The 16,678-nt window shown below is 74.2% G+C and carries 13 protein-coding genes; 12 read left to right on the forward strand and 1 reads right to left on the reverse strand.

Features of this window, described 5'->3' with window-relative positions; genetic code table 11:
• The 11 genes from nuoF (at position 1) to ACI78Z_RS13880 (ending at position 14,526) form a co-directional block, all read left to right on the forward strand.
• Positions 1–1,329: an NADH-quinone oxidoreductase subunit NuoF gene (nuoF, locus tag ACI78Z_RS13830; protein WP_457037117.1), complete on the forward strand. Its 1,329-nt coding sequence runs from the start codon at positions 1–3 to the stop codon at positions 1,327–1,329.
• Entirely contained in the window at positions 1,326–3,788 is a 2,463-nt protein-coding gene (locus ACI78Z_RS13835) for an NADH-quinone oxidoreductase subunit G (RefSeq protein WP_457037118.1), read from the forward strand. The genes nuoF and ACI78Z_RS13835 overlap by 4 nt, the downstream gene beginning before the upstream one ends.
• A complete protein-coding gene (nuoH, locus tag ACI78Z_RS13840) occupies positions 3,788–5,251 on the forward strand; it encodes an NADH-quinone oxidoreductase subunit NuoH (RefSeq protein ID WP_457037119.1) in 1,464 nt (487 codons plus the stop codon). Before ACI78Z_RS13835 ends, nuoH begins: the two co-directional genes overlap by 1 nt.
• Positions 5,244–5,909: an NADH-quinone oxidoreductase subunit NuoI gene (nuoI, locus tag ACI78Z_RS13845; RefSeq protein ID WP_457037120.1), complete on the forward strand. Its 666-nt coding sequence runs from the start codon at positions 5,244–5,246 to the stop codon at positions 5,907–5,909. The genes nuoH and nuoI overlap by 8 nt, the downstream gene beginning before the upstream one ends.
• Positions 5,906–6,727: an NADH-quinone oxidoreductase subunit J gene (locus tag ACI78Z_RS13850; protein WP_457037121.1), complete on the forward strand. Its 822-nt coding sequence runs from the start codon at positions 5,906–5,908 to the stop codon at positions 6,725–6,727. Before nuoI ends, ACI78Z_RS13850 begins: the two co-directional genes overlap by 4 nt.
• 73 nt (positions 6,728–6,800) lie before the next feature.
• On the forward strand, positions 6,801–7,100 hold the full coding sequence (gene nuoK / locus ACI78Z_RS13855) for an NADH-quinone oxidoreductase subunit NuoK (RefSeq protein ID WP_100500616.1): 300 nt from the start codon (positions 6,801–6,803) through the stop codon (positions 7,098–7,100).
• Between the two features lie 13 nt (positions 7,101–7,113).
• Positions 7,114–9,009: an NADH-quinone oxidoreductase subunit L gene (nuoL, locus tag ACI78Z_RS13860; protein WP_457037122.1), complete on the forward strand. Its 1,896-nt coding sequence runs from the start codon at positions 7,114–7,116 to the stop codon at positions 9,007–9,009.
• A 31-nt stretch (positions 9,010–9,040) separates the two neighbouring features.
• Complete coding sequence (locus tag ACI78Z_RS13865; protein WP_457037123.1) at positions 9,041–10,675, forward strand: NADH-quinone oxidoreductase subunit M; 1,635 nt, start codon at positions 9,041–9,043, stop codon at positions 10,673–10,675.
• Positions 10,675–12,222, forward strand: coding sequence for an NADH-quinone oxidoreductase subunit NuoN (gene nuoN, locus ACI78Z_RS13870; protein WP_457037124.1), 1,548 nt, complete (start codon positions 10,675–10,677; stop codon positions 12,220–12,222). Before ACI78Z_RS13865 ends, nuoN begins: the two co-directional genes overlap by 1 nt.
• Complete coding sequence (locus tag ACI78Z_RS13875) at positions 12,222–13,280, forward strand: polyprenyl synthetase family protein (protein WP_457037125.1); 1,059 nt, start codon at positions 12,222–12,224, stop codon at positions 13,278–13,280. The genes nuoN and ACI78Z_RS13875 overlap by 1 nt, the downstream gene beginning before the upstream one ends.
• 22 nt (positions 13,281–13,302) lie before the next feature.
• The gene (locus ACI78Z_RS13880; RefSeq protein WP_457037126.1) at positions 13,303–14,526 is read left to right on the forward strand and encodes a PQQ-dependent sugar dehydrogenase; all 1,224 of its coding nucleotides are present in this window, start codon (positions 13,303–13,305) and stop codon (positions 14,524–14,526) included.
• On the opposite strand, the gene ACI78Z_RS13885 is transcribed toward ACI78Z_RS13880, so the two are convergent.
• Positions 14,513–15,187: a pyridoxamine 5'-phosphate oxidase family protein gene (locus tag ACI78Z_RS13885; protein WP_457037127.1), complete on the reverse strand. Its 675-nt coding sequence runs from the start codon at positions 15,185–15,187 to the stop codon at positions 14,513–14,515. The genes ACI78Z_RS13880 and ACI78Z_RS13885 overlap by 14 nt on opposite strands.
• An 86-nt stretch (positions 15,188–15,273) precedes the next feature.
• On the opposite strand from ACI78Z_RS13885, the gene ACI78Z_RS13890 reads away from it, so the two are divergent.
• Positions 15,274–16,647, forward strand: coding sequence for an aminotransferase-like domain-containing protein (locus ACI78Z_RS13890; RefSeq protein WP_457037128.1), 1,374 nt, complete (start codon positions 15,274–15,276; stop codon positions 16,645–16,647).
• Positions 16,648–16,678: the final 31 nt, after the last annotated feature.

Below are 16,678 nucleotides of genomic sequence, written 5' to 3' on the forward strand. Positions count from 1 at the left end.
ATGCCCCTCGCACCCGTGCTGACCTCCCGCTGGGCCGAGCCGCAGTCCTGGCGGCTGTCGACCTACGAGCGGCTCGACGGCTACGCCGGGCTGCGCACCGCGCTGTCCATGACCCCCGACGAGCTGGTCGGGCTGGTCAAGGACTCCGGGCTGCGCGGCCGCGGCGGCGCCGGCTTCCCGACCGGCATGAAGTGGAGCTTCATCCCGCAGCCCAAGCCGGGGGAGACGCCCACCGGGCCGGCCGCCATGCCCAAGTACCTCGTGGTCAACGCCGACGAGGGGGAGCCCGGCACCTGCAAGGACCTCCCGCTGATGATGGCCGACCCGCACTCGCTGGTGGAGGGCGTCGTCATCTCCGCCTACGCGATCCGCTCGCACCTGGCGGTCATCTACGTGCGCGGTGAGGCGGTGCACGCCCACCGCCGGCTGGTCACCGCCGTCCGCGAGGCCTACGAGGCCGGCTACCTCGGGACCGACATCCTGGGCTCCGGCTACGACCTCGAGCTGATCGTGCACGCCGGGGCCGGCGCCTACATCTGCGGCGAGGAGACCGCGCTGCTGGACTCGCTGGAGGGCTACCGGGGTCAGCCGCGCCTGAAGCCGCCGTTCCCGGCCGTCGCCGGCCTGTACGGCGCCCCGACGGTGATCAACAACGTCGAGACGCTGGCCAGCGTGCCGTTCGTCGTCCGCGGCGGATCGGACTGGTTCAAGGAGTTCGGCCCGGAGAAGTCCCCCGGCCCGAAGATCTACTCGCTGTCCGGCCGCGTCGTGCGGCCGGGCCAGTACGAGGCCCCCATGGGGACGACGATGCGCGAGCTGCTGGAGATGGCCGGCGGCGTGCGCCCCGGGCACGAGCTGAAGTTCTGGACTCCGGGCGGTTCCTCGACGCCGTACTTCACCCCGGAGCACCTCGACGTCCCGCTGGACTTCGACTCGGTGGCCGCCGCGGGCTCCATGCTCGGCACCACCGCACTCATGGTCTTCGACGAGACCGACTCGATCGTCGAGGCCACCCTGCGGTTCACCGAGTTCTACGCGCACGAGAGCTGCGGCAAGTGCACCCCGTGCCGCGAGGGGACCTACTGGCTGGTGCAGATCCTGCAGCGCCTGGTCGACGGCCGGGGGACGGCGGCCGACCTGGACCTGCTGACCGACACCTGCGACAACATCCTGGGCCGCTCGTTCTGCGCCCTCGGTGACGGCGCGACCAGCTGCATCGCCAGCTCGCTGAAGTACTTCCGTGACGACTACGTCGCGCTGCTGCCTCCCGAGGAGCAGGCCCGGCTGGGTCGTTCCCTCCGCCTCGAGCCCGTCGGAGTGGCCTCGTGACACTGACCAACCCGACCCCTGCGCCCGCGGTCCCGCCCGGCGCGCCGGGCCCGCACACGCCGCCGGACGCCGTCCACTGCACGATCGACGGCTTCGACGTCGCCGTGCCCAAGGGGACGCTCATCATCCGGGCCGCCGAGCTGATCGGCGTGCAGATCCCGCGGTTCTGCGACCACCCGCTGCTCGAGCCGGTCGGGGCCTGCCGCCAGTGCCTGGTCGAGGTGGAGGGCCAGCGCAAGCCGGTGGCCTCCTGCACCATGCCGGTCACCGAGGGGATGGCGGTGAAGACGCAGCTCACCAGCCCGGTCGCCGACAAGGCGCAGCAGGGCACGATGGAGCTGCTGCTCATCAACCACCCGCTGGACTGCCCGGTCTGCGACAAGGGCGGCGAGTGCCCGCTGCAGAACCAGGCGATGACCAACGGCCGCACCGAGAGCCGGTTCGTCGACGTCAAGCGCACCTACCCCAAACCGCTGCCGATCAGCAGCGAGGTGCTGCTCGACCGCGAGCGCTGCGTGCTCTGCGCCCGGTGCACCCGGTTCTCCCAGCAGGTGGCCGGCGACCCGTTCATCGAGCTGTTCGAGCGCGGCGCGCTGGAGCAGGTGGCCGTCTACGAGGACGAGCCGTTCGAGTCCTACTTCTCGGGCAACACCACGCAGATCTGCCCGGTCGGTGCGCTGACCAGCGCCCAGTACCGGTTCCGCGCCCGCCCGTTCGACCTGCGCAGCGAGGACAGCGTCTGCGAGCACTGCGCCTCCGGGTGCGCCCAGCGCACCGACTACCGGCGGGGCAAGGTCACGCGCCGGCTGGCCGGCGAGGACCCGGCGGTCAACGAGGAGTGGAACTGCGACAAGGGCCGCTGGGCCTTCCGCTACGCCACCGCCAACGACCGGCTCACCACCCCGATGGTGCGGCGGGGCGGCGTGCTGCAGCCCACGTCCTGGCCCGAGGCGTGGGCCGCGGCGGCCGAGGGGCTGCGCGCCGCGCGGGACGCCGGCGGGGTCGGGGTGCTCCCGGGCGGCCGGCTGACCGTCGAGGACGCCTACGCCTACGCCAAGTTCGCCCGGGTCGCGCTGGGCACCAACGACGTCGACGCGCGGGCCCGCGCCCACTCCGCCGAGGAGCTGGCGTTCCTCGCCGCACACGTCGCGGGCACCGGCCCGGCCAACGGCGCGGTCACCTACGACGACCTCTCCGCCGCCCCCGCGGTGCTGCTCGCCGGCCTGGAGCCGGAGGAGGAGTCGCCGATCCTGTTCCTGCGGCTGCGCCGGGCGGTCCGCAAGAACCGGCTGGCCGTCTTCGACCTCGCGCCGTTCGCCACCCGCGCCGCCGAGAAGCTGCAGGCCACGGTGCTCGCCACCCGCCCGGGCACGGAGGCCCGCTCGCTGGCCGCCCTGGCCGAGGGCCGCTGGGGCGGCCCCGCGGTCGAGGCGCTGCGGCAGCCCGGCGCGGTCCTGCTCGCCGGCGAGCGGCTGGCCGAGATGCCCGGCGCGTTCTCGGCGCTGGCCGCCCTGGCCCGGGCCACCGGCGCGCGGATCGCCTGGGTGCCGCGCCGGGCCGGGGAGCGCGGTGCCGTCGAGGCCGGCGCGCTGCCGGCCCTGCTGCCCGGTGGCCGCCCGGTCACCGATGCCGGTGCCCGCGCCCAGGTCGCGGCGGCCTGGGGCGTCGCGGAGCTGCCGGCCACGCCCGGTCGCGACCTCACCGGCATCCTCACCGCCGTCACCCACGGGCAGCTGAAGGGGCTGCTCGTCGGGGCCGTCGACCCGGCCGACCTGCCGGATCCGCGGCTGGCGGAGGCGGCGCTGGCCGACGCCGAGTTCGTGGTGAGCCTGGAGCTGCTGCCGAGCGCGGTCACCGAGCACGCCGACGTCGTCCTGCCGGTGGCCGCCGCCTCCGAGAAGGCCGGCGCGTACCTGGACTGGGAGGGCCGGCTGCGCCCGTTCGACACCACGCTGCACGGCACCGGCCAGCTGCCCGACGGCCGGGTGCTGCAGGGTCTGGCGGACGAGCTGGACGTCGACCTCCGGCTGCCCGCGCCCGAGACCGCCCGCGCCGAGCTCGCCGCGCTCGGGGTCGTGGCCGAGCGCCCGCTCGTCACCGGTCTGGACGTCGCCCCGCCGGACGACCCGGAGCTGGCCGAGGACGAGGCGGTGCTCGCCTCCTGGCGGCAGCTGCTCGACGTGGGGACGCTGCAGCGCGACGAGCCGGAGCTCGCCGGCACCGCCCGGCCGCCGGTCGCCCGCCTCGGCAAGGACGCCGCCCGCCGGCTGGGCCTGGCCGACGGCGACCGGGTCACCGTCTGCGGCGCGATGGGGGAGATCAGCCTGTCGGTGCTGGTCACCGAGATGCCCGACCAGGTGGTCTGGCTGCCGATGCGCTCACCGGGCAGCGAGCTGCACACCCGGCTGGGCACCCCGCCCGGCGGCGTGGTCCGCCTCATCGCCGGAGGTGCCGAGTGATGCCGCTGGCCGCGGCCGACCAGCCCACCCTCGAGGACTTCGGCACCGACGTCTGGTGGATCGTCCTCATCAAGGTCGTCGGCGTCTTCGCCGTCCTGGTGCTGCTGACGCTGTTCGCCATCGTCTTCGAGCGCAAGGTCGTCGCGCGGATGCAGCAGCGGATCGGCCCCAACCGGGTCGGCCCGCGCGGCTACCTGCAGAGCCTCGCCGACGGGTTGAAGCTGGCGTTCAAGGAAGACATCATGCCGGCGCTCGCGGACAAGCCGGTCTACTTCCTGGCCCCGGTCCTGGCCACCGTCCCGGCGTTCCTGGCCTTCTCGGTCATCCCGCTGGGCCCGGTGGTCAGCATCTTCGGGCAGCAGACCCCGCTGCAGCTCACCGATGCCCCCATCGGCGTCCTGGTCGTCCTGGCCTGCTCGGCGATGGGCATCTACGGCATCGTCCTGGCCGGCTGGGCGTCGGGCTCCACCTACCCGCTGCTGGGCGGGCTGCGCAGCGCGGCGCAGATGGTGAGCTACGAGATCGCGATGGGGCTGTCGATCGTCGCGGTGTTCCTCTACGCCGGCTCGATGTCGACCTCGGAGATCGTCGCGGCCCAGGCCGACGGCAACCCGGTCTCCTTCTTCGGCCTGACGTTCACCGGACCCGGCTGGTTCGCCGTCCTGCTGCCGGTCTCCTTCGTCGTCTACGTCATCGCCGTGGTCGGCGAGACCAACCGGGCGCCGTTCGACCTGCCCGAGGCCGAGAGCGAGCTGGTCGGTGGCTTCCACACGGAGTACTCGTCGCTGAAGTTCGCCCTGTTCTTCCTCGCCGAGTACATCAACATGGTCACCGTCTCCGCGCTGGCCGCGACGCTGTTCCTCGGCGGCTGGCGGGCGCCGTGGCCGATCTCGATCTGGGACGGCGCGAACTCCGGCTGGTGGCCGCTGCTGTGGTTCTTCCTCAAGGTCGTCGCCGCGCTGTTCGTCTTCATCTGGCTGCGCGGCACGCTGCCCCGGCTGCGCTACGACCAGTTCATGCGCTTCGGCTGGAAGGTGCTGGTGCCCACCGCGCTGGTCTGGATCCTCGCCGTCGCCACCATGCGCACCATCGCCCGCGAGGCCGAGCTCTCCACCGGCCGGGTGGCGCTGTTCGTGGGGGTCCCGATGGCGCTGCTGGTCATCGCCGTGCTGCTCGTGGCCAGCCGGGCCAGCAACCGGGCCACCCGGATCGCGGCGACCAAGGCCGCGGCCGGCTCCATCCACCCGACCGAGGCCGAGCCGGAGGTGCTGCCGCCGCCCGGACCGCGCCGCCGGCCCGGCGGCCCCAGCCGCGCCGAGGGCGGCTTCCCGATCCCGCCCATGGACCTCGCCGTCCCGCCGTCGCCGCGGCTGCGCCGCCGTGACGCGGTCGCGCCCGACGGCACCGTGGTGGGCACCGGACGGCGCAGCGGCGCCGGCACCCAGGAGGACGCCGATGTCTGAGCACCCCGACGTGGACCGGCGGTCGCCGGACCCCCACGACCCCGGCCACGACATGGTGGCGCAGACGAGACGCGAACTGGCCTCCCGCAGCCGGGACGCCGGACCGGTCAAGCGGGCCAGCTGGCTGCCCGGCCCAGGGCAGGGCTTCGGGGTCACCTTCGCGCAGATCTTCCGCAAGGTGACCACCGAGGAGTACCCCGAGGTCCCCAAGGTGACCAAGCCGCGCTACCACGGCCGGCACGTGCTCAACCGGCACCCCGACGGCCTGGAGAAGTGCGTCGGGTGCGAGCTGTGCGCCTGGGCCTGCCCGGCCGACGCCATCTACGTGGAGGGCGGGGACAACACCGAGGACGAGCGCTACTCGCCCGGTGAGCGGTACGGGCGCGTTTACCAGATCAACTACCTGCGCTGCATCTTCTGCGGCCTGTGCATCGAGGCCTGCCCGACCCGCTCGCTGACCATGAGCAACGACTTCGAGCTGGCCGACGACAACCGGGCCGACCTGATCTACACCAAGGAACAGCTCATGGCCCCGCTGCTGCCCGGCATGGAGGCCCCGCCGCACGCCATGCGGCTGGGGGACGACGAGAAGGACTACTACGTCAGGACGCCGGACCCCGCGTCGCCCGCCGAGCCCGTCGCGGTGGAGCTGCCGTGAACGACGTCGTCATCGGCACCGGTGAGGCCGTCGTCTTCTGGGTGCTCGGCCCGATCGCGCTGGCCGGCGCTCTCGGCATGGTGCTCTCGCGCAACGCCGTCCACTCGGCGCTGTGGCTGGTGAACACGATGCTGGCGCTGGGCGTCTTCTACGTCGTCCAGGAGGCGCCGTTCCTCGGCGCGGTGCAGATCATCGTCTACACCGGCGCGATCATGATCCTCTTCCTGTTCGTGCTGATGCTGGTCGGGCGCGACTCGTCGGACTCGGTGGTGGAGACGCTGCGCGGGCAGCGGGTGGCGGCGATCGTGCTCGGCCTCGGCTTCGCCGGGCTGGTCGGCGCCGGCGTCGCCCGGGCCACCCAGGACCTCCCGGTCACCGGCCTCGCGGCCGTGCAGGGCGGGGAGACCACCAACATCGAGGCGGTCGCCGAGGTGCTGTTCACCCGCTACCTGCTGGCCTTCGAGGTGACCAGCGCGCTGCTGATCACCGCAGCCGTCGGCGCGGTGGTGCTGGCCCACATCGAGCGCGACGCCGGCACCCGGCCCACCCAGAAGGAGCTGTCGCGCGCCCGGTTCCTCACCGACCGGCCGCAGACGCTGCCCGGGCCCGGTGTCTACGCGCGCGGCAACTCCGTCGCCGCGCCCGCGCTGCTGCCCGACGGCCTGCTGGCCGAGGACAGCTTCGCCACCGGGACCGAGCCCCAGGAGATCGAGCAGATGCCGCGTCCCACCGGCCGGGCCGAGCTGGGCAGTCCCGACGCCGCCCTGGGCACCCTCGACCCGGCGCCCATCGACACCCCGGGGGGACGGGACAGGTGAGGGAGCGTGCGACCGAACCCATGAGCGGAGCAGCCCGGCTCGCGACGACGACGAGCGCCGGCGAGGAGGGATCGTGAGCCTCACGCACTACCTGGTGCTCGCGGCGATCCTGTTCACCATCGGCGCGGTCGGCGTGCTCGTGCGGCGCAACGCGATCGTCGTCTTCATGTGCGTGGAGCTGATGCTCAACTCGGTGAACCTGACGCTGGTCACCTTCGCCCGCGCCAACGGCACCGTCGACGGCCAGGTCATGGCGTTCTTCGTCATGGTCGTCGCCGCCGCCGAGGTCGTCGTCGGCCTCGCGATCATCATGTCGATCTACCGGACCCGCCGGTCGGCGTCGGTCGACGACGCCAACCTGCTGAAGTACTGACGGGAGCCGGCAGATGGAGACCGTGCCCGCCGACGGGCTGATCGCCGCGTCCTGGCTGCTCATCGCGCTGCCGCTGGCCGGCGCCGCCGTCCTGCTGCTGGGCGGACGGCGTACCGACCGGTGGGGGCACCTGCTCGGCACCGGCACGGTCGTCGCGGCCTTCGTGCTCGGCCTGCTGTGCACGCTGCAGCTGGACGGCCGCCGGGTCGACGTCGACCTGTTCACCTTCGTCGCCACCGGGTCGCTGGACGTGCAGGCCGGCCTGCTGTTCGACCCGCTCGCGGCGGTCTTCGTGCTGCTGATCACCGGCGTGGGCGCGCTCATCCACGTCTACTCGATCGGCTACATGGCGCACGACCCGCGCCGCCGCCGGTTCTTCGCCTACCTGAACTTCTTCGTCGCGGCGATGCTGCTGCTGGTCCTCGGCGACAACTTCGTGGCCCTCTACGTCGGCTGGGAGGGTGTGGGCCTGGCGTCCTACCTGCTCATCGCCTTCTGGCACGACCGCCCGTCGGCGGCCACCGCCGCGAAGAAGGCGTTCATCATGAACCGGGTCGGCGACGTCGGGCTGGCGCTGGCGATCTTCCTGGTGTTCGCCCAGCTGGGCACGGTCTCCTACGACGGCGTCTTCGGCGCGGTCGGCACCCTGGCCGGTGGCACGGTCACCGCCATCGGCCTGCTGCTGCTGCTCGGCGCGTGCGGCAAGTCCGGCCAGTTCCCGCTGCAGGCGTGGCTGCCCGACGCCATGGAGGGCCCGACCCCGGTGTCGGCGCTCATCCACGCGGCCACCATGGTCACCGCCGGCGTCTACCTCATCGCCCGCTGCGCGCCGATCTACGACGAGACGCCGACCGCGCGGGCCGTCGTCCTCGCCGTCGGGGCGATCACGCTGGTGATCGGCGCGATCGCCGGGTGCGCCCAGGACGACATCAAGAAGGTGCTGGCCTACTCGACGGTCAGCCAGATCGGCTACATGTTCCTGGCCGTCGGGCTCGGCCCGGTCGGCTACGTCGCGGGCCTGGCGCACCTGCTCACCCACGGCTTCTTCAAGGCCGGGCTGTTCCTCGGCGCCGGCTCGGTCATGCACGCGATGGACGACGAGGTCGACATGCGCCGCTTCGGCGGCCTGGCCCCGCACATGAAGGTCACCTTCGTGACGTTCGGGCTGGGCTACCTGGCGTTGATCGGTTTCCCGTTCCTGTCCGGCTTCTACACCAAGGACGCGATCATCGAGGCCGCGTTCGACCGCGGCGACGGCTGGGGCTACCTGCTCGGTGGGGTCGCCATCCTGGCCGCCGGGCTCACCGCCTTCTACATGACCCGGCTGATGCTCATGACCTTCGCCGGCCGGCCCCGGTGGGAGCCGGGCGTGCACCCGCACGAGTCGCCGACGGTGATGACCGCGCCGATGGTGCTGCTCGCCGTCGGTTCGGTGCTGGCCGGCTTCCTGCTCGTGGTCGCCTTCCCGCTGCAGGAGTGGCTGACGCCGGTCTTCGGCGAGCCCGAGGAGGCCGAGCACGTGGTCGCGCCGCTGGTGGTCAGCGTCCTGGTCACCGCGGTGATGGTGCTCGGCGTGCTCACCGCCTGGCTGTTCGTCGGCCGCCGCGAGGTGCCGGTGACCGCGCCGGTCCGGGTCTCGCCGGTGACCCGCGCCGCCCGCCGCGCCCTCTACGCCGACGCGGTGAACGAGTCGCTGTTCATGCGGCCCGGCCAGTGGCTGACCCGCGCGCTGGTGTTCGTCGACAACCGCGGGGTGGACGGCGCGGTGAACGGCCTGGCCGCGACGCTGGGCGGCTCGTCGTCCCGGCTGGGCCGCACCCAGACCGGCTTCGTCCGCTCCTACGCGCTGTCCATGCTCGGCGGCGCGGTGGTCCTGGCCGGTGCGCTGCTGGCGGTGACGGCGGGATGAGCTCCAGCTCCACGGACCGAGAGGCGACGTCGTGAGTGACTTCCCGTTCCTGCTCGCGATGATCGCCGTCCCGGCGGTCGGTGCGGCCGTCGTCGCGGCACTCCCGCGCGGCCGCGAGGAGACCGCCAAGCAGGCCACCCTCGGGGTGAGCCTGCTCGTGCTGCTGCTCGCGGTGCTGGCGACCGTCGCCTTCGACGCCGGCGGCGAGCGGTTCCAGCTGACGACGTCGGTGGCCTGGATCCCCGACTTCGGCGTCGACTTCGCCCTCGGCGTCGACGGCATCGCGCTGGTGATGCTCCTGCTCATCGGCGTCCTGGTGCCGGTGGTGGTGCTGGCCTCCTGGCGCGACGAGCCGACCGGGCGCCGGTCGATGTCGACCTTCTTCGCCTGGCTGCTGCTGCTCGAGTCGCTGATGGTCGGCGTCTTCGCCGCGACCGACGTCTTCCTGTTCTACGTCTTCTTCGAGGCGATGCTCGTCCCGATGTACTTCCTGATCGGCAGCTTCGGCGGGCCGCGACGGCAGTACGCGGCGGTCAAGTTCTTCCTCTACAGCCTGGTCGGCGGCCTGGTGATGCTGGCCGCGGTCATCGGGCTGTACGTGGTGAGCGCCGGCGAGCTCGGCGAGGGGACGTTCGCCTTCGACGCGCTGCGGCAGATCGAGATCGACCCCGGCGTGCAGAAGCTGCTGTTCCTCGGCTTCTTCGTCGCGTTCGCGATCAAGGCCCCGCTGGTGCCCTTCCACACCTGGCTGCCCGACTCCGGCGCCGAGGCCCCCATCGGCGGGGCGGTGCTGCTGGTCGGCGTCCTGGACAAGGTGGGCACCTTCGGGTTCCTGCGCTACTGCCTGCCGCTGTTCCCCGACGCCTCCCGCGACCTCGCGCCCTACGTGCTCGTCCTCGCCGTCGCCGGCGTCCTCTACGCCGCGCTGCTGGCGATGGCGCAGAGCGACCTGAAGCGGCTGGTGTCCTACACCTCGATCGCGCACTTCGGCTTCATCGCGCTGGGCATCTTCGCCTTCACCACCGAGGCGGCCACCGGCGCGGTGCTCTACATGGTCAACCACGGCATCGCGACCGGGCTGCTGTTCCTCGTCGTCGGCATGCTCATCGCCCGCGGCGGCTCCCGGCAGATCGGCGACTACGGCGGGATCGCGAGCAAGGCGCCGCTGCTCGCCGGCGTCTTCCTCGTCGCGGGGCTCGCCTCGCTCGCGCTGCCCGGCACCAACAGCTTCGTCAGCGAGTTCCTGGTGCTGATCGGCTCGTTCCCGACCCGGCCGGTGTTCACCGTGCTGGCCACCGTCGGCATCGTGCTGGCCGCCCTCTACGTGCTGCTGGTCTACCAACGCACCATGCACGGCCCGCCGCGCGGCGTGCTGCTCGAGCCGGGGCCGGAGACCCCCGCGCCCGCCACCGGCGGTGGCGGGGCCACCGCGGCCACCGCCACGCTGGAGGCGCCGGCGGCCGCGCCGGGCGGGCTGCGGGTCCGCGACCTCTCCCGCCGCGAGCTGGCCGTCGCCGCGCCGATGGTGGCGCTCATCATCGCGCTCGGGGTCTACCCGCAGCCGCTCATCGACCTCGTCGAGCCGGCCGTCGCCGCCACGATGAGCGACGTCGGAGCCGACCCGGCCGGCGTCTCGCCCGAGGCTCCCGTCGGGGGGACGGACTGATGATCGAGGCCCCGACCCTCTCCCTGGCCGCGCTGGCGCCGCTGCTGTGCGTCTTCGGCGCCGCCTGCACCGGCGTCCTCGTCGAGGCGTTCGCCCCGCGGGAGACCCGCCACCCGGTGCAGGTCGCCGTCGCCCTCGCCGGCACCCTCGGCGGGCTGGTCACCAGCCTGCTGCTGGCGGGGGAGCGGCAGGTGACCGCCGGCGGCGCCCTCGCCGTCGACGGCCCCGCGGTGTTCCTGCAGGCCACCATCGCCGGCCTGGGTGCGCTGTCGCTGCTGCTGTTCGCCGAGCGCTCGCTGGACCCGGCCCGCTCGGCGTTCGTCGCCGCCGCGGCCGTGCCCGCGGGCAGCCCGCGCGACCGCGAGCTGGCCACCGCCCACCGCGTGCAGACCGAGGTCTACCCGCTGGCCACCTTCGCCATCGGCGGCATGATGCTGTTCGTCGCGGCCAACGACCTGCTGGTCATGTTCGTCGCGCTCGAGGTGCTCAGCCTGCCGCTGTACCTGATCAGCGGGATGGCCCGTCGCCGGCGGCTGCTGTCGCAGGAGGCGGCGGTCAAGTACTTCCTCCTGGGCGCGTTCGCCTCGGCCTTCTTCCTGTACGGCCTCGCCCTGGTCTACGGCGCGACCGGCAGCATCCGGCTCTCGGTCATCCGCGAGTCGGCCGCCGCGCAGACCGGGGGCGGCGTGCTGCTCGTGCTCGGCCTGGCGCTGCTCGTGGTCGGGCTGCTGTTCAAGGCCAGCGTCGCGCCCTTCCACGCCTGGACGCCGGACGTCTACCAGGGCGCCCCGACCCCGGTCACCGCCTTCATGGCCGCCTGCACCAAGGTGGCGGCCTTCGGGGCCATCCTGCGGCTGCTCTACGTCGCCTTCGGCACGAGCGAGTGGACCTGGCGGCCCCTGGTCTACGGCATCGCGATCGTCTCGATGGTCGTCGGCGCCGTCCTCGGGCTCACCCAGACCGACCTCAAGCGGATGCTGGCCTACTCCTCGATCGCGCACGCGGGCTTCCTGCTCACCGGCGTCCTCGGCTACGGCAGCGGCGCCGACGGCACCGGCTCGGGGCTCGGGGGCACGATGTTCTACCTGCTGGCCTACGGGCTCACGACGCTCGGCGCCTTCGCCGTCCTCACGCTGGTGCGCGACGGCGACGGCGAGGCCACCCACCTGTCCCAGTGGGCCGGGCTGGGCCGCCGCTCGCCGCTCACCGCGGCGGTGATGGCGCTGTTCCTGCTGGCGCTGGCCGGTATCCCGCTCACCAGCGGGTTCACCGGCAAGTTCGCCGTCTTCCGGGCCGCCATCGACGACGGCGCCTGGCCGCTGGTGGTCGTCGCCCTGCTGGCCAGCGCCGTGGCGGCGTTCTTCTACCTGCGGGTCATCGTGCTCATGTACTTCTCCGAGCCGGCCGCCGACGGTCCGACGATCGGTGTCCCGGGCCTGCCGACGACGCTCGTGCTCGCCGTGACCGTCACCGCGACGGTGGTCCTGGGCGTCGTCCCCGGGGCGGTGCTCGACCTCGCCGAGCAGGCGGCTAGATTCGTCGGTTGATGACCGGAGCCAGCGCCGCCGTCGGCGGGGAGACCTCGACCGACACCTGGCAGCGGATCTCGACCCCCGCCTCGACGATCGGCCCGTGGCTGCCCGAGGGCGACCTCGGCGTCCGCCTCGCGGAGGGCCTGGGGCGGGTCGAGGAGGCCCTGCTCGCCGCCGTCGGCAGCGAGCACCCGTTCGTGCGGGAGGCGGCCGGGCACCTGGTCGCCGCCGGTGGCAAGCGGTTCCGGCCGCTGCTGGCGCTGCTCGCCGCCGAACTCGGCGACCCGCGCGCCGACGGGGTCACCGAGGCCGCGGTCGTCTGCGAGCTCACCCACCTGGCCACGCTGTACCACGACGACGTCATGGACGAGGCCGCCGTGCGCCGCGGGGCGCCCAGCGCCAACAGCCGGTGGTCCAACAGCATCGCGATCCTCACCGGCGACTTCCTCTTCGCCCGCGCCTCGGACCTGCTGGCCGACCTCGGCCCCGAGGCGGTGCGCATCCAGGCGCGGACCTTCGAGCGGCTGGTCACCGGGCAGATCCGGGAGACCGTCGGCGCCCAGCCCGGGGACGACCCCGTCGCCCACTACCTCGACGTGCTGGCCGACAAGACCGGGTCCCTGGTGGCCACCTCGGCCCGCTTCGGCGCCTCCTTCGCCGGGGTGGACGGCGAGCTCGTCGCCGCGCTCACCGCCTTCGGCGAGGAGGTCGGGGTCGCCTTCCAGCTGTCCGACGACCTGCTCGACATCGTCAGCCAGGACGGCGCCTCCGGGAAGTCGCCGGGGACCGACCTGCGGGAGGGCATCGCCACGCTGCCCGCCCTCTTCGCGCTCGCCGGCGCGGACCCGGCCGAGCAGCGGCTGCGCGAGCTGGTCTCCGGGCCGATCACCGACGACGCCGAGCACGCCGAGGCCCTCGAGCTGCTGCGCTCGTCGGCCGGCCTGCAGCGGGCCACCGAGGTGCTCCGCGAGTACGCCGACCGGGCGCAGGAGCGGCTGGTCGGGGTCCCCGAGGGGCCGGTCCGCGAGGCGCTCTCGGCCCTGTGCGACTACGTCGTCACACGCACCAGCTGAGCGCCGGGGGCATGCTGGGCGGGTGCGCCGCCACCTGACCGGCCTGGTCACCGGGCTCCTGCTGCTGTCCGCGTGCTCCGCGACGGCGGGGGAGGACGCCGGGGCGGCACCGACCGGAGGGTCCGCACCCGCGGCGACGCCGTCCCGGACCCCGCCGCCGCCCGAGCCCGACCCGGCGTCCGAGCCGCGCCCGGCGCTGGACGTGGCCGTCCTCGCCGAGGGCCTGGACCACCCCTGGGACGTCGCCCGCGCTCCGGACGGCACCCTCCTGCTCGACGAGCGGGGCGGCGGGCTGACCGCCGTGCTGCCCGACGGGACGGTGCGGCCGCTGGACGCCGACTTCGGGGACCTGTTCGCCACCGGGGAGACCGGCCTGATGGGCCTGGTGCTCGACCCGGGGTTCGCGGGGGACCGCCGCTTCTACACCTGCCAGGGCGTCGAGGAGGACGGCGGCGCGGAGATCCAGGTGACCGCCTGGACCGTCGACCCGGGCTGGACGACGGCGACCCGCGTCGCCGACCCGCTGATCGACGACATCCCGGTCAACGAGCGCAGCGGCCGGCACGGCGGCTGCCGGCTGCGCTTCGACGACACCGGCGCGCTGCTCGTGGGAACCGGCGACAACGCCGTCGCCGACAACGCCCAGGACCTCGGCACGGTCGCCGGCAAGGTGCTGCGGGTCGACCCGACCACCGGCGAGGCGGCGGCCGGCAACCCCTTCCTGGGGCGGGCGGACGCCGACCCGCGGGTGTGGACCTACGGGCACCGCAACGTGCAGGGGCTGGCGGTGCGGCCCGGCTCGGGTCAGGTGTACGCCGCCGAGCACGGGCCCCGCCGGGACGACGAGGTGACCCTGCTGCGCCCCGGTGGCAACGGCGGCTTCGCGCCGCAGGGCCCGGGCTACGGCGAGTTCGTGCCGATGACCGACCTCTCGCTGCCCGACGCGATGCCGGCGACCTGGGCCTCGGGGGACCCCACCATCGCCTCGTCCGGGGCGACGTTCCTCGCGGGGGAGCAGTGGCAGGGGTACGAGGACCTGCTGCTGCTCGGCGTCCTCAAGGACCGCGGTGTCCTGGCGCTGCGGGTGGCCGACGACGGCACCCTGCTCGACCAGTTCCGGCTGCCCGAGCTGGAGGGCACGTACGGCCGCATCCGGACCGTGCAGCAGGGTGACGACGGCGCCCTCTACGTGACCACCGACAACGGCGACGGGGAGGACCGGCTGCTGCGGGTCACCCCGCGCTGAGCATCCCCACCCGATCGAGCACCCGGGCCGGGACGGGCGTGTCCGTCGGCAGCAGCGGGCAGGGCTCGGGCTCGCCTGCGACGGTGCGCAGCGGGAGGACGCCCGCCCACACCGGCGCGGACAGGTCCCGCTCGTCGTCCCCCGGCGGGCCGGTGCGGACCTTGACGCTGGCCTCGGTCAGGTCCAGGGCGAGCAGCGCGGTGGCGGCGAGCTCCTTGCGGTCGGGCCGTCGGGTGCCGGCCCAGGAACCCGGGGCCAGGTGCTCGGTGAGTGCCTCCAGGCCGAGCAGGTGCTCCTCCGGGTCGGTCACCGACCGGACGGCTCCGTGCACGACCGCGCACCGGTAGTTCAGGGAGTGGTGGAAGGCCGAACGGGCGTAGACGACGCCGTCCACGTGGGTGACCGTGAAGCAGACCGGCGCGCCCGCGGCCGCCGCCCGCAGGGACGCCGCGCCGGTGGAACCGTGCAGGTACAGGGTGTCGCCCCGCCGTCCGTAGCCGGTCGGCAGCACGACGGGCGCGCCGTCCAGCACGACGCCGAGGTGCCCCACCAGGCCGGCGTCCAGCACCGCGTACAGCTCCGTGCGGTCGGTCCGGGCCCGCTTCGCTCCTCGGCGGATCGTGCTGCGCGGTGTGGGGGAGAGCGGCGCTGCGGTGTCCATGGCCCCACCGTGCCCGCTCGCGTGGCCTCCTCCCAGGGCCAATACGCTCCCATTCCGGGAGGCCACTGCGACGGAGAGGGGGCGGCGTGGTCGACGTGCCGCCGGTGGTCCTCGACCGGGCGTCCGGGACGCCGCTGTCGGTCCAGCTGGCCGACGCACTGCGGACGGCGACGGTGGACGGCGCGCTCCGCCCCGGCGACCGGCTGCCCTCCACGCGCGAGCTCGCCGCCGCGCTCCGGGTCAGCCGCACCGTCACCGCCGCCGCCTACGACCAACTGCTGGCCGAGGGCTGGGCGGACGGACGCCGCGGCGTCGGCACCTTCGTCGTCGGCACGGCGACCGCGGCCCCGGCACGCTCCCCGACGCAACGGCTGGCTCCTCGGAGCACGCCGCCACCGATCGACCTGCGGGCCGGTGCGCCCTGCCTGGAGGTCCTGGACCGCGCCGCCTGGCGGCGTGCGTGGCGCGCGGCCGGGGACCCCGACCCCGACGCCGGCCCGGAGCCGGCCGCCGACCCGGGCTTCCAGCGGGCCGTCACCGAGCGCCTGCTCCGCCACCGCGGCCTCGCCGCTGCCCCCGGCGACGTGCTCGCCACGGCGGGGACCTCGGCCGCGGTCGCCGAGCTGGCCCGGCTGCTGCCTGCCGGCAGCCGGGTGGGCGTCGAGGACCCCGGCTACCAGCGCGTGGTCGCCGCGCTCCGGGACGCCGACGTGACGGTGGTGCCGCTCGCGGTGGACCGCGACGGCCTGGTGGTCGAGGCGGTGCCCCCCGGCCTCGCGGCGGTGTACTGCACGCCCGCGCACCAGTACCCGCTCGGGCGCCGGCTCTCCGCTGTCCGCAGGCTGGCCCTCGTCGCCCGTGCCCGCGCCGAGGGCTGGTGGGTCCTGGAGGACGACTACGACGGCGAGTTGCGCTACGACGTCGCGCCGCTGCCGCTGCTGGGCGCCCTGGGCCCGGACGTCACTGTGCACCTCGGCACGAGCAGCAAGATCGTCAGTCCGACGCTGGGGGTGGGCTGGCTGGTCGCCCCGCCGGAGCTGCGCGAGGCGCTGGTGGCGCGGCGGACGGCGACCGGCACCCGTCCCGCGCGGGCGGGGCAGCGGGTGTTCTCCGCCCTCGCCGCGAACGGGGACCTCGCTCGGCACCTGCGCCGGCTCCGGCGCGAGCTCGCGGCCCGGCGCGAGCAGGTGCTGGAGGCGGTGGCCGCCGGCGGGGTGCAGGCCGAGGGGGACCCGGCCGGCGCGCACGTGCTCGTGCCGCTGCCCGACCTGCGGGGCGAGGAGGCAGTCGTCGCTGCGGCCGCCGAGCGGGGCGTCGCAGTGGACGCACTCGGGCGCCAATGGACGAGGCCCGGTCCGCACCCGGCCGGACTCGTCGTCGGGTTCGCCGCACCGGCCCGCGCCGACCTGGCTCGCGCGCTGCCGGTGCTGACCCGGGCGCTCGGGGACGTGCTGGGCTGAGGCACTGAACACCAGAGGCCTGGAACCGGGC

The sequence above is a fragment of the Geodermatophilus sp. SYSU D01176 genome (assembly GCF_054050015.1).

Coding starts and splice junctions, on each gene's coding strand:
- nuoF (WP_457037117.1), top strand. CDS start 1: ATGCCCCTCGCACCCGTGCTGACCTCCCGCTGGGCCGAGCCGCAGTCC.
- nuoH (WP_457037119.1), top strand. CDS start 3,788: ATGCCGCTGGCCGCGGCCGACCAGCCCACCCTCGAGGACTTCGGCACC.
- nuoI (WP_457037120.1), top strand. CDS start 5,244: ATGTCTGAGCACCCCGACGTGGACCGGCGGTCGCCGGACCCCCACGAC.
- nuoL (WP_457037122.1), top strand. CDS start 7,114: ATGGAGACCGTGCCCGCCGACGGGCTGATCGCCGCGTCCTGGCTGCTC.
- nuoN (WP_457037124.1), top strand. CDS start 10,675: ATGATCGAGGCCCCGACCCTCTCCCTGGCCGCGCTGGCGCCGCTGCTG.
- ACI78Z_RS13875 (WP_457037125.1), top strand. CDS start 12,222: ATGACCGGAGCCAGCGCCGCCGTCGGCGGGGAGACCTCGACCGACACC.
- ACI78Z_RS13885 (WP_457037127.1), bottom strand. CDS start 15,187: ATGGACACCGCAGCGCCGCTCTCCCCCACACCGCGCAGCACGATCCGC.